General features: G+C 35.5%; 11 protein-coding genes. 6 read left to right on the top strand and 5 right to left on the bottom strand.

The genetic code is table 11. From position 1 onward, the window contains the following. Positions 1–54: 54 nt before the first annotated feature. From F7732_RS11025 to F7732_RS11015, 3 genes are all read right to left on the bottom strand, one after another. Complete coding sequence (locus F7732_RS11025; protein ID WP_151573916.1) at positions 55–1,167, bottom strand: hypothetical protein; 1,113 nt, start codon at positions 1,165–1,167, stop codon at positions 55–57. Next, entirely contained in the window at positions 1,157–2,797 is a 1,641-nt protein-coding gene (locus tag F7732_RS11020; RefSeq protein WP_151573915.1) for a helicase-associated domain-containing protein, read from the bottom strand. The genes F7732_RS11025 and F7732_RS11020 overlap by 11 nt, the downstream gene beginning before the upstream one ends. 86 nt (positions 2,798–2,883) lie before the next feature. After that, positions 2,884–3,210 carry a metal-dependent hydrolase gene (locus F7732_RS11015; protein ID WP_275670925.1) on the bottom strand — a complete coding sequence of 109 codons (327 nt, stop codon included), beginning with the start codon at positions 3,208–3,210 and terminating at the stop codon, positions 2,884–2,886. 306 nt (positions 3,211–3,516) lie between these two features. Between F7732_RS11015 and F7732_RS11010 the strand changes: the two genes are divergently transcribed. The 6 genes from F7732_RS11010 (at position 3,517) to F7732_RS10985 (ending at position 10,836) form a co-directional block, all read left to right on the top strand. After that, the gene (locus tag F7732_RS11010) at positions 3,517–5,658 is read left to right on the top strand and encodes a hypothetical protein (protein WP_151573913.1); all 2,142 of its coding nucleotides are present in this window, start codon (positions 3,517–3,519) and stop codon (positions 5,656–5,658) included. Next, complete coding sequence (locus tag F7732_RS11005; RefSeq protein WP_151573912.1) at positions 5,639–7,540, top strand: GTPase; 1,902 nt, start codon at positions 5,639–5,641, stop codon at positions 7,538–7,540. Before F7732_RS11010 ends, F7732_RS11005 begins: the two co-directional genes overlap by 20 nt. Next, on the top strand, positions 7,537–8,358 hold the full coding sequence (locus F7732_RS11000; RefSeq protein WP_151573911.1) for a hypothetical protein: 822 nt from the start codon (positions 7,537–7,539) through the stop codon (positions 8,356–8,358). The genes F7732_RS11005 and F7732_RS11000 overlap by 4 nt, the downstream gene beginning before the upstream one ends. A gap of 1,133 nt (positions 8,359–9,491) precedes the next feature. Continuing rightward, a complete protein-coding gene (locus F7732_RS10995; RefSeq protein ID WP_151573910.1) occupies positions 9,492–9,908 on the top strand; it encodes a cupin in 417 nt (138 codons plus the stop codon). Positions 9,909–9,923: 15 nt separating this feature from the next. After that, positions 9,924–10,304, top strand: coding sequence for a hypothetical protein (locus F7732_RS10990; protein WP_151573909.1), 381 nt, complete (start codon positions 9,924–9,926; stop codon positions 10,302–10,304). Further along, complete coding sequence (locus F7732_RS10985; RefSeq protein WP_151573908.1) at positions 10,258–10,836, top strand: macro domain-containing protein; 579 nt, start codon at positions 10,258–10,260, stop codon at positions 10,834–10,836. The genes F7732_RS10990 and F7732_RS10985 overlap by 47 nt, the downstream gene beginning before the upstream one ends. A gap of 382 nt (positions 10,837–11,218) precedes the next feature. Here F7732_RS10985 and F7732_RS10980 read toward each other — a convergent pair whose 3' ends face one another. Both F7732_RS10980 and F7732_RS10975 read right to left on the bottom strand, forming a co-directional pair. Next, the gene (locus F7732_RS10980) at positions 11,219–12,244 is read right to left on the bottom strand and encodes a GDP-mannose 4,6-dehydratase (protein WP_151573907.1); all 1,026 of its coding nucleotides are present in this window, start codon (positions 12,242–12,244) and stop codon (positions 11,219–11,221) included. After that, on the bottom strand, positions 12,234–13,595 hold the full coding sequence (locus tag F7732_RS10975; protein ID WP_151573906.1) for a UDP-glucose dehydrogenase family protein: 1,362 nt from the start codon (positions 13,593–13,595) through the stop codon (positions 12,234–12,236). The genes F7732_RS10980 and F7732_RS10975 overlap by 11 nt, the downstream gene beginning before the upstream one ends. Positions 13,596–13,630 lie beyond the last annotated feature (35 nt).

The raw sequence follows: 13,630 nt of genomic DNA, 5'->3' as shown, positions 1-13,630 counted from the left end.
AGAATCTTATACATCAACTTTGTGGGTTACTATGTTAACTATTTATATATCTTCTCATAATTTATCAATTGCAGTTTTAAGTTCATATTCAACTACATCCGGAATGATTGAAGCACATCCGGTTATAGTGTAATAAAATTCTTGTAAAACCTTTTTATTTTTCATTATCTGATCCAGTTCAATATCAAACACTAAAAAGTAATGAGAATCTTTCATTCTACATACTGGCGAAAGTTCAAATAGAATAAATGGATCATAATGATAAGGTACAAAAATTTCAAACGAAGCAGATACTAAAATTGCTTCTTGATTCCATAACGGATGAACTTGCTTTTTAGTAAGATACCAGCCCTCCGGCATCAATTGAGCATATGTTTTTCCTGACTCCCTAAGAACCCGTATTAAACCTAATTGCCTTGTTTGGTCAAATTCCATAGCCGTGTCTGAAATAACAGTCATATCAACCCATTCATCTGGATTTTCCTGGTATTTGGAGATTTTTTGTAAAAATAAAATCCCCCTCCTCCCAACTTGCTTCCCATAAAACGCTTCTAAAACCTTGTCTACCGTTTGCTTTTTCCATTTAGCACTAGCTGATACATTAAGTTCATAAAGATTTTTAGTTTTCTGGATCAATCCATAATTAACTAACGTATTAATTACTTTCCAAACTGTTTCCTTGTCCATGATTAACTCTTCTGTCAAAAGACGAACATTACGGTCATTTTTTCTCTGCGTTAATTTCACATTCTGCTCTCTTTCAAAGTAATTAAGTAATAAAACACATTTTAAAAAGAAGCTATGGTTAGTACCTTCACTAATTGATGAAAATGTTTTAACAAACATCGATCTTGACCACTGGATTAAACAATCTTTCAAATCATCTGGTAACTCACCCTCAACAAGTATTCCGTAATCATTAAATAACTGTGCTTGTTCATCATTAATTGGCTTTTGAATATGTGCAAAAAGAAGTAAGTCATTTATTGTCTTTTCACCAAAGCTTTGTATAACACGAAGAAACTTTTTTGAATCTTGATAAAATGCTGCGATATCCTTCGCAATCCATGATTTCGTAGCATCTTTAAAAGGTTCGATTTTTAATTTTTTCAGGATATCATCTAAATGTACTTCACCTAATTGCAATAGGGCTTCTTTATGATTCAAAAAACTCACCCCTATCCACTAACTCCTCAAATGTAAGAATTCGATAATGAAATCCATAATTGATAAGTCTTCGTCTTCTTTTGGAATAATGTCTTTCCTCATCCGTATTTAATGAAACGAGCGAGTACAATATAGCATCTTCTTTCCACTCTTCTGCCGGCAGTAATTTCCCTAGCCGGAGATATTCTTCCCTTACTGAGCCTTGTTGATGGGATAAGGCAATCATTACTTCAACCATGGAAAGTGGCATATTCTCAATAAGTTTTGAGGATGTTATTAATTTATCAATCTCTCTACTGTTAAATGAACTTATAAGGTGTTGTTGCTTTTCTTCAGCTAACTGACTTGTCAATGTATCTATTTCAATATGTTCACCACACACTGTTGTAACCTCATTGAAATAAGAAACTACCAATAGTCTTTTTGCTTTCTCTTTTTTTAATAAAATGGATAATGCCTTATATTTGTTAGAATTTAAAGTGTCTGGATTTAATTTCTTATTATGATCTCTAGCAATATATTCACGCCACTCATCTGGTGGTAAAGGGATTTTAACTTCTACACACCTCACTGGAACTTGGTATCCTTGGTTTACTAGGGTCCGGTGCATTATCTCATACCACCTTGGCCCAATTAATGCTAATACAAGATGGCCTTTGCCATCAGATCTCGCAAGAGTAGAGGCTAAAGCTAATTTGTTTGTTGCTTGAATATCTACTGTTTTTTCATGCGTTGGTGTTGGAAGTTTATGAGCATCATCATATATTACAAAACCAAAGCCCTTCAAATCCTCTACTTGATCAGAAAGAATTTCATATGTTCCAATTGTAATTGACTTTAAACTTGTGTCTTCCTTACTAAAGATTGTAATGTTGCTCTCAGACAGGTCTGTCTTTTCAATAAGTTCACATTTCCAGTTCTCTGCCCTATATTTATCTTCAACAATTATTAGTGTTGATGTTTTTAATTCCTCAATGATTTTAATTCCGACTTGGATCTTCCCTGAATTCGGTGGCATAATTATTGTTCCTCCACCACCTGCTTGGTGGTTAAAAGTTAAATACGACTCCACTGCAGCATGCTGGTAATCAAATAGTCGCAGGTTAATGCTCGTAATATCTAGTTCCTCTCCAACTTCATAAACGATATCTTTTGCAAAAAATTCTTGTTCAAAGAGTATTTTCTTAACCTCTTTTCGGTAACGAGCTTTAAACAATAATGTCTTCGGATCCGGATGACCTATGAGTTTATTATGAATTCCCTCAATGGCTTTAATTTCGCTTATTAACTCTTCCGTTCTTGCCCTTAATTGTAAACGATCATCATCCATTGAAAATTGTAATGCTCCAAAATGATTCATATTCTTTTTAATAGTTTCTTTTAAAGTCTCTGGTACTAAATTTTGTGCTTGTTCCTCTAGGAAGCGAATAATATAGTCTACTTCTATCCCTTTTGCCTTTGCAGTCCATAACACGTATGGGGTTAAAGCATATGTATGAACCTGCTCGGGTGCTTGAATTAAATCTGCAAATTCAATTAATTCCTGACCAACTTCACCCTTTTTATCTAAACCTTCTAACAAATAAATATTCCTGCTGTCAGGATGAATGACCAATGGCTTTTTATACACTACACCACTTCCTCAATTAGATATTGTCTTTAAGTAATCCATTAATATATGAATAATTGAAGAGACTAACTCTACTGTTGATTGAATCAAAAAGTGATAGAGCTTTCCGTATACAAAAACGAAATAGAAAAATAGAAAAGTAAAAATGTAGAGTAATATATCCTCAGTAATACTACCTGTTTTGTATGTGAAGGGAAGATTCCATATTTTTGTTTAACATATTTAGAAAGACCAAAGGATCTACGACCGATGAATGAACGCGGTTCATCGATATCCGGAAGCAAGCTACCAAAACAGAGCCCAATTACATATCCAATATGAAAAGGATAATTTAACATAATTGCCAAACCAGCACCTGCTGTTAACGAGCTGACGATGTGTGTTTTATAACGCAATATAACCAAGCTCCCCATATGATTTTATTTAATGGATATGCTTGGTTTTTTATGGATATAACTTTTTTACACTAAAACAGAGGGACAGGTCCCTTAACCCAAATGGGTCGGTCAATGAATCTGTCCCCGTCATTCTTAATTTTCCACACAGGGGCAAGCACTTTGTCCCAGTCTGAGACAGGTGTCCCCCATCTACATATTTTTTGCTAATTCGACATAATATGATAAAAATCATTATATTTATATAGTAGACTAATGCTTATATATAGGTACATATTACCTAGTAATTAATTCACATAAAATTATTTGTTAAGGGTGATAGTGTTGAACGAAATGAAGGTATTAAATCGTGACCCCGGAAAACTATTAAGTCTACTTGCAGATGATGTTCAGGAGTTAATGGCATTGATTGCTGAACTTCAATTACTTCCTCTAGACTCCGATGAGTTTAAGCAAGCCCAGTTGCTTAGTGGACGTTTGAATATGGCACGACAGATACAGGACAAAACAATCTTTTCTGTTACTGGTCTTCAAGGTGCAGGTAAGACAACTTTTGTGAAGCGACTTTACAATCTTCATGATGATACTTTGCCAATTGATGCAGGACGAAGCGAGGTTTTGCCTATCTTATTAACTGAATCAGAAGCGGTAGATCCTGGCGAGTTTATCTTTAAAGTAAGAAGGTCCCATATAGTTCAAGGGGAGGAACAGTGCAAGTTTGAGATTACGGATGAAATCATTCAGCATGATCAATTTTTAGAGATTGCTAGAAGACCTGATGTTAATGATTTATGGCTTGAGATTGAGGTCCCAGTCACTCATTTTGGTACGGGAATCTCATTAGCACTACTTCCTGGTTTTGAAAGAGATAAAAGGGAGCGTTCGCAGCGGGACTTAGATTTTATGCTCTCCCTTTCAACGTCTGTTATTTTTGTCATGAACTACCGAATGCTCGCTCGAGAGGATCAACGGGTAAAAATTCAGGACATGATTAACCGCTATAAAAATCATGCACCATTATTTGCAATTTCCTTTAGTGATGAACTAGATACGGAAAAACGAGAGTACTATGCTCAATTACTCAGTGAACATTTTGATATATCGGAAGAAGAACGAACTCGAATCACCTTCACAGGAAAAAGTGAAGATCTATCCAACTGGGAAGATCATATCGTTTCCTCCATCAATCGTTATGGAAAGTTAACTACTTACACATATAAAAAACAAATGGAATTGATGAGAGAACTTAGTACAAAGTCAATCCAACTAGCAGATGCAGTCAACGAAAGAATTCGCATGAGAAGGTTGGAAGGTGAAGAGAGCGAGACAAATATCCTTCAGAATTCAGAAGTATTAAACTCCTTTAGAAAGTACAAAAAGGAATTCATGGATGAATTTGAGAAGTCATTACAAAGTGAGCTACAGCAACACGCAAAAGATTGCTCTGACAAAATGGATAAGTATCTAGTAGCTGGAAATACAGGAATAGCAAACTCCTTTAAACAATTCTTTAAAGGTGATCAGGTAACTCTTAAGGAGAAAGTGGTTTTCCGCGAAAAGACCATGAGTATATGGAATGGTGAGGACAATCAAGCATCCGAAGAAGTCATTATGAGTGTATTGAATCGTATCTTTGATGAAAAAGCAAATGAATTAGGGTTTAATAAGCCTGAATTGATTGAACAAACAGAAGAACCCGTAGAGGATAACCCCTTTGCTATTTCGGTCTCTTCATCAACCAATTCCTCGGTGGCCTTTCAGCCGGGATTAATCGATGGACCCGCAGCTTTAGAGAGAGTAACACATTATTTGCAACCAGCGTCTTCCGATACACCAGTAGTATTAGAGGATGAGGATTTAAAACTTCTCCCCTTTCTAGCGGTTGGTTTTACACAAAGCTTACTAGCAGCAACGCCAGTTCTGCAACCATTATCAGAGATTGATCTTCAGTCAAGAGACAAGAATGTTCAATCATTGACAAACCATATTCAAAAGCTTCAATTTGAAGCCTCATCATTAGTAAAAGGTACCGCTCTTTTTATGGGAATTGATGCACTAGATGGAACCTTTGATACGTTTGGTGCTTTAACGGGCCTTTTAACAAAGTTTGGTGTTTCCGCCTCGGCAGCAACTCCAGTAGCTGGTTTATTAATCGGAGGAATTGCCGGTGGCTTAGCCGTTCATTCTGGCTTACAAAAAATTGAACAGCAGCGCCTGAACCAAAGTACTTATGCTAGCATGGCTTTTAATATGACCGCTCTTCAACAAAAGGAGTCTATACTTGCCACTATGAATAAAGTACTTGGAAAAATGGAAGCAAGACTTCAATCGGTTCATAAGTATCGAGACCACGGAGGAGCTTCATATGGAAAACTTGATACAGCAAAATATAAACTATCTCGTATCAAAGAACTATCAGGAACGATGCAGGGGATGACGTACCGAAATGAATTATATTTGGGATAGTGCTTATGTAAATCGTTGGAGTTGGGCTAAAAAAGCTGAATTTGAGTTTAAGCAAAATCTCCAAAAGTTAGATATTGATGAGCTTCTATTAAAAGAGGAACTAACTGAAATAACAATTGGAGTTTATGGGCCAACACAAGTTGGTAAGACAACCCTTATTTTACGATTACTAGGAGTCCGTCAAGATTCCATTGAGACCATTTCAGGTTGGCTCCGCGGAAAGAGAGAGCAAGGACATTCCGCTACTGTTACCGCTACGGAATATAAAAGATCAAAGGACAATTTTTTCCATCTTTTCACAAAGGAAAGTGGATGGAAGAAGAACTTAACCGGTGAAGAATTAGAACAAGCCCTCTATGATGTAAGAGCTCAGGTTGAAGAATGGGGAGAAGTTTCTACTGATCAAATGATCATAGAAATTGCATCTTCATTCTTCGAGGAAACTCTACCACCTGTAAACCTGAATTTCATTGATCTTCCTGGGATTCAATCTGCTGAAAAGGCGGAACAAAAACAAGTTCAAGAGTGTGTAAAGCGTTGGCTCCCCCTTTGTGAAATAACGCTACTAGTTGATGATGCCACACTCATTAATAGCTATGCTCAAATTGAAGATAAGAACGTAAAGGATTGGATGATTGAGTTGGATCGGTTTCGGATTATTCCAACTCATGCCCTTTCCTTAGAATCTCTCCTTTTAGATTTAAACGGAGAAATAGGAGTAGAGCCAGTACGTCATTATTATGCTACTGAACTTTCAAGAAGCTTAAATTGGACGCTGGACGCTCAAGAGCTTTCCTCTATTCTATATCCCATTGATATCGGAAGAACACTCGAGTCAATGAAGTCTTCAAACGAGGGGTTATATAAACGTGTTTATCCTATGATGGAGGAGATTCTTCAAGAGCTCCGAGATGACCTATGTTCACAAAAGCCAGAAGCTCTTCACTTTAAACACTTAGCTTCAATTTATAGCAAAGCCGAAAAGCACAAGCATGTGGAACTAGAACAAATTAATAGTAAGTTAACGGAAATTGAAGAGGAAATCTCGAAACAGCAGAAATTCATCCGAAGGTTACTTAACACACACTCTCGTAAATTAAATGAAAAAATAGCCTTGGCTGATGACCAAAGTGAAATCATTGAACAAGTTAAAGAGGTTTTAGATAAAATAAATGCATTTGATTGGGAAAGTGATCTCGAAGATAAGTTTGAAAACCCGGAAATTAAAAAAGCAAAGCGAGCATCAGAAGTGAATTCGGTTGCTTCCTCTTTCAGATTTGATTGGGAATTAAAAGTCGAACAGACCATTAATTCAATAAAAAAGATAGTGTATGGGACTCAATATAAAGATGAGATTAAACCTCCCGTTGTTAATGAATCCATCTATTTTATTGATAAAGTATGGGATTTTTATGTTTTCCAAGGTAAGTATGACGATGACCTCCATTATGTAAAAGAGACAGCTAGATGGTGGATTACAGAATTGATACAACAGGTAATATCACTAGTGGAAGATGTGATTTCTACCTTCGAAAAGGAAGTAAAAAAAGAAGAAAGAAAGATCAAACTTCAAGAAACAAAACAGCTACAGGAGCTTTCAGCCGAAGAAGACAAACTTCAGAAGCTAGTAGACTGGAAAGAGGAAGTAAAACAACATCTCAACCAAACGGATAGAGAATGGCAACAGGAGCTTGAATATTGTCAGACATTAGAGTACTTTTTCAAAAAAAATGCCGTATCACACTATCAATCTCTTAAAACCATGTTGAAGCAAGGGTCTACGAAATCAAAATGGAAAGCACAGCATTTACTATTCTTATTACATAAAGACAGTGAACTAGTGCTTACCTACTTAAAAGGAAAGGAATTAGGATCAAAATGAGTGTTCTAGATAAGGAAAAAGTAGATCTTGAATATACCGAAGCTATACAGGAACTGCAAAGTCTTTACGATGATTTATTTTATGAGGAATTAAAAGGAAAGATAAATGAAATTCTCCTAGACTTTCGGGACAATCAACATAACCTAGAAGACAAATTGAAAAAATCAACTGATGCGTCAAATGGGTTTCTGAGAGTCATACAGGAAGATCTCGAGAAACATATTACTCAAAAGCATAATGATACCCTAACAAATATCTCTAATTGGATACAACAGCTAAACAAATTTACAAATACTAGATTCGATCAACAAACCCTCCTGGTTAAAGAACAAATGAAGCAGGAACAAGAAGAAAGAGAATCCTCGATTCAAGCCTTTGACCAATGGAAAGATCAGTTGAGTAAACGACTGGATAAGGAAATAGCAACAATTGAAAAGCATGCAAATAACCTAGTAGAACAAGTAAATGCTTCAAAAGAAACACTCTCAGGCATTGTTACTAGTAATCAGACAGAAATAAAGTCCCTACTACAAACAATAAGAGAAGATCTAATACATCAAATTAAACAAATAGAAGAGTTAACATTAAAGGAATTAGAACAATTACAACAAAAAGAACTTGCAACAAGAGAAGAGATTGAACAACTTAGGCAAAAGATAACAGATATGAATGAGCAATCTGAAAGTAGAATTCATATACTTAGCAACAATGTGGAGAAGAGACTAGATAAGAACAAGATCCTGCTTTTTAGTATAATAGGAACACAAGCAGGGATGATTATTTTAGGGCTTGCAGCTTACTTTTCTTCAAATATATAGGAGAATTTCTTTCGGCATTATGAAACAGTATTCCTCTACCAAAAGGAATTTAAAAGTTTCAAACAAACATAATAAAATAGAACTAAAGAAGTATATCAATTACTATAACAACAAGCGATTAATTTGAAATCAAAGGGCATGAGTCCGGTACAATACCGATTTCATGCCCAGCTTGCTGCCTAATGAAGAAACCGTTCTCTAACTTTTAGAGGTCACTTCAAGCTAATATTATTCAGTGAGGTTTATTGCTGTCTCTAACTATTAATTAAACACCAACAGGTGCCTCTACTGTATCTTCATTCGTTTTTTTCAATAGTCTTTACCAGATAGTTAAGGAAATCATCACGCAAATCATCTCTTCGAAGAGCAAACTCTAATGTAGCTTGTAAGAACACTTGCTTGTCCCCAACATCATATCTTTTTCCTTCGAATATATTAGCATACATTTCTTCTCTTTAGGCTAATACTTTTAATGCGTCTGTAAGTTGAATCTCTTCAACTTTTCCTGGCTCAGTCTTTCTAAGATATCAAAATAGCAGGGGTAATTACATACCTACCAAGACATGGCTATATTAGATGTGTTCATCTAGTGCTGTTTTTTCTATTACGCCGTTAATTCTGTACACTGAATCCTCCATATCTACATACGATTTAACAGTTCATGCGTTCCTTCTAATTCTTTCGCTATATTTGAATAACTGCTACCTTTTTTGATAGCCTCATGTCTAATATAATTAATTCCGGCCACCGCCAACATCTCCTTATTACCTCCTGCACTTGATTGTCCCAACAGGAAGGTATGTGTACTTTGGAATGTTGGCAAGTGGTTTTTTAAATTTTTGCAAGCCCTCAATGCCTTCACAAATTAAATGCCAAACGCTAAATATTTATGATGCCATACCAGCAGAAAAAATTATTAAAAAATCACAGATTTTTGTAAATCTATAAAAGTATACTGCCATTATTTTCAATAATTTATTATAATAGTTATTAAGTACTAAGCAACCGGGCTAATGATGCATGAGAATTAGTTTTTTGTTATTTAAAAAATTAATTAGGAGCTGGTATATTTTTAATAATAATCTTATAGAATCACGTCATAATAATTTTGTTTTCAAATTGCGGAGGGCTATATGAGTATCAAAAAGATAAGTAAAGAAACGTTAGACAATGTTTTACAGTATAATGAGCGACAATATTTGGTTGGGAATTTGAAAATTCCGCAGATGTTGCAGCACATCCACGATAATAATATAGAAGTTGGTATTTCTCATTATAAGAAATTTACAGCTGATAAACCTCATATTCATATAGAGGTAACAGAATATCAAATGATTTTACAAGGGTATTCAGAAATTAAGGATATGTTAACAGAAGAAATTATAGAATTACATGAAGGTGATTTCTATATTGTAAATAAAGAGACACCCTATGCACAAAAATCAAAAGAAGATACTAAAATTTTATTTTTTAAATATCCAAGTATAAATGATAAGCAGATCATTGAGATTGATCAATCAACACAAAGTTGGTTGAATACCGAAATTTAAAAGGAGTAATTAAATGTGAAAAATAAAGATAGTATTGTTCTAAGGATTGGAAAACGAGTATTTCAGATGTTAGGTCAATGGAGTGTTCTTGGTTTTGTATTTACATTAAGTAAAAATATCGATAATAAACATACAGTCTCAATTATCGGTAGTTTTCTTATACTTTTCGCTATTGTTTTACTAATATATTATTTCATCACAAGTATAAACATACTTCGAGATCATAATCGTTTTAAAAGGAGCTATTCAAAAGCGTTAACAGGAAAAAAAGTATCAATTGGCTATGAAGTTGGCTCATTTTGGGATGTCGTTGATAGATTCAAAGATGTAGAAAAAGTTGCTGTAATAATTGGTATTAACAATCGTTTTTGCACTGATGAAGTTATCACAAGATGAAAGTCAGCAAGTGAACAGCACTATACATGATCAAACAAAACAATTAATAACAAGGCATGATCATAATAATTTACCTGTCTACCCGTATGGAACACTGTGTACATTAAAGCCAAATAGCGGTAATCATTACGGAGTGGGATTATTAGCTATGTGCGAACCAAATGATTCTAATCAACCAGGTAATTTTGCATCTACAAGAAAGGATTTAATTTTCTCCTTTGAAAAATTATTTAAGGAAATGTCAAATCATTATACGGAACATACATTAGTTATTCCCCTAATTGGTACAAAGTCATCAGGTGGGCCATTAACACATGAAGAAGTGGCAAAGTACCTAATTTCTGCCTTTGCAAATTACACACGTATTTACGAACGCCGTTTAGCAAGAAGATTAGTAGTTTCAATATATGATAAAGACTTTGAATCGGTTGAAGATATAATGGAAATTAAAAGGCATATTGACATGGAGTGTGGAATGGGCAGTTTTTCATACTCTAAAATCAAAAGTGAAATGGATGTACAAACAATTTGATAAATGCAAATGAAAGAGCATTCATCTGTATTTTCAAGCAAATTCATTGTGGAAATTGTACCACAATTTGTTTAGAGCAGTACTATTTTCTCCCACCATTGATTTAACTTTTGTCGATGTTGAGAGACAACAATTGCAGGATCAGGATCAAACATCCGAATTCATTGCCGCCAAATCCCTCACTGCTGTCTCAATCTATCCGTAATACTCAGCTTGGTATTAATGGTCATAAACCTTCGGAAATATACGGTAAGGGAGTAAGATCTTCGCCTACCGATTTCCAAAACAAATAGAAAAAAGTGAAATCAACAAGCGATTCCACTTTTTTCTTCAAACGAAACTATTTGTTCCAGCCTCTTCTTACTTTTTATATTTTTGAGAGTTACTTCACCCCATAATACCCCACATACCAATCCGCAAACCGCTGCAATCCTTCTTCAATAGAAGTCTCCGGTTTAAAGCCCACAGCTTGCTGCAATTGTTCTGTTGAAGCATACGTAGCTGGTACATCCCCTGGTTTAATCGGTTCATATATCTTCTCAAACTGAACTTCCTTGCCTAATGAATTGCTAAGTGCTTTCTCAAGTGTTTCAATAAACACCATTAATTTTTCAGGATTGTTGTTCCCGATGTTGAAGACTTTATGCTGAACTTCGTCTTCTGGAGGATTACTTAGTAATCGTTCAATCCCCTCAACGATGTCGTCAATGTAGGTGAAGTCGCGGTATAGGTCGTTTTCAAAGTCACCGTTGTTGAAGATTTTGATTGGTTCACTTGCAAAATATTTATCTGCAAAGCCGAAGTAGGCCATGTCAGGTCTACCCATTGGGCCGTATACGGTAAAGAATCGCAGACCTGTAGATGGAATCTTATAGAGATGGCTATACGTGTGTGCCATTAGTTCATTTGATTTCTTTGTTGATGCATATAGCGATACTGGGTTATCAACAAAGTCTGTTTCTTCAAACGGGACCTTTTTGTTGGCACCGTAAACAGAACTGGACGATGCATAGACAAGATGGTCGACTGGGTTGTATCTGCAAGCTTCAAGGATATTATAAAAGCCAATAATATTGCTTTGAATATACACGTCTGGATTTTCAATCGAGTACCTTACTCCTGCTTGTGCAGCAAGGTTAACTACGATATTCGGCTTGTACTCTTCAAACATTTTCATAACTAAATCCTTATCAGAAATATCACCTTTTATAAAAGTGAAATTCTCAAAAGGCTCTAACCCCTTCAACCGCGTGTGTTTAAGATTCACATCATAGTAATCATTGATATTATCAATCCCAATCACCTTGCAGCCCTGCTCCAACAACTTTTTGGATAAATAGTAGCCAACAAAGCCAGCTGCCCCAGTGATTAGATACGTTTTATTAGGATCGAGCGTTTTATAGTTCAAAATGATTCTGCTCCTTAATAACGTCTCTAGTTACAGCTTGTCTGCCAATCGAGTGATATTCAACGCCTGCAGCTTGCATGTCCTTCACAGCATAGATGTTTCTTCCGTCGTAGACCAACGGTGTTCTCATTAATTGCTTATACGTACCAGGAGTAATAGCCTTCACTTCTCCCCATTCAGTAAAAATAAAGCAAACATTAGCATTATCTAATGCATGCTCAATATTAGAAACATACGTAATGCTACCCTTTCCATTCTTATCTTCCGGATGAACTTTAGCAAAATTCTTAGCACCTACAGGGTCATAAGCATAAATATCTGCACCCTGTTCCAGTAATAAAGGAATATTCTCAAGAGATGCAGCTTCTCTCAAATCATCTGTACCTGGTTTAAAAGTTAAGCCAAGCACAGCTACCTTGAGACCGTTAAACGTAATCAGCCTCTTACTAGCTTTCTTATACAGCATTGTTTTCTGTTCTGTATTAACATCAATTGCTGCTTTAACAGTCTTAAGTTCATAACCGTTCTGGTTGGCAATATACTCAAGCGCCTTAGTATCCTTAGGGAAACAAGAGCCACCAAACCCGATACCCGCATTTAAAAACTTACTGCCGATCCGTTCATCAAAACTCATTCCTTTGGCAACATCCTGAATATCCGCCCCGACCAATTCACAAAGATTCGCAATATCGTTCATATATGAGATTTTAAGAGCAAGGAAATCATTTGATGCATACTTAATCATCTCAGCAGATCTTCTGTTTACTGAAACAATCGGTAAATGGAATGGTTCATAGATGTTCATTAGTAATTCTTCAGCCCATTTACTCTCTGTTCCAATAATGATTCTCTCCGCATGAAGAGTGTCATTAACAGCAGATCCTTGCGCTAGAAATTCAGGATTTGATGCTACTTCTACTTTTACATCATTAACTAAAAAGTCTTGAATAAACTGCTCTACTTTATCATTTGTTCCAACAGGGACAGTAGACTTTACTACAACAAGACAATCCTTTTCTACTGATTCAGCAATTTGTCTGGCAACAGTAGCTATATATGAAAGATTTGCGGAACCATCTGGTTGCTCTGGAGTACCGACACCAATAAAGATTGCATCCGCATCCTTGTAAGCTGATTTGTAATCAGTCGTATAATGTATTCTTCCTGCAGAATAGTTACTTTGCATCAGCTCTTCTAAGCCAGTTTCATAAATTGGGGACACACCTGATTTCATTAATTCTACTTTTTTTTCATCTATATCAACACAGGTTACTAGATGACCCACTTCTGCAAAACAAACACCTGCTACTAAACCCACGTATCCAGTCCCTGCTACTGCTATTTTATACATATTCACTCATCCTTTACTTTTAATTCATAAACATT

It is taken from the genome of Bacillus mesophilum (genome assembly GCF_008923265.1).
Taxonomy (GTDB): Bacteria; Bacillota; Bacilli; order Bacillales; family Cytobacillaceae; genus Cytobacillus; species Cytobacillus mesophilum.
The sequence above is the reverse complement of the archived record's forward strand: the minus strand, read 5'-3'. Positions and strand labels throughout refer to the sequence as shown.

What these genes read in the sequence shown, in the direction of transcription:
- F7732_RS11015 (WP_275670925.1), bottom strand. Translation starts at nt 3,210, where the DNA reads ATGGGGAGCTTGGTTATATTGCGTTATAAAACACACATCGTCAGCTCG.
- F7732_RS11005 (WP_151573912.1), top strand. Translation starts at nt 5,639, where the DNA reads ATGAATTATATTTGGGATAGTGCTTATGTAAATCGTTGGAGTTGGGCT.
- F7732_RS11000 (WP_151573911.1), top strand. Translation starts at nt 7,537, where the DNA reads ATGAGTGTTCTAGATAAGGAAAAAGTAGATCTTGAATATACCGAAGCT.
- F7732_RS10995 (WP_151573910.1), top strand. Translation starts at nt 9,492, where the DNA reads ATGAGTATCAAAAAGATAAGTAAAGAAACGTTAGACAATGTTTTACAG.
- F7732_RS10975 (WP_151573906.1), bottom strand. Translation starts at nt 13,595, where the DNA reads ATGTATAAAATAGCAGTAGCAGGGACTGGATACGTGGGTTTAGTAGCA.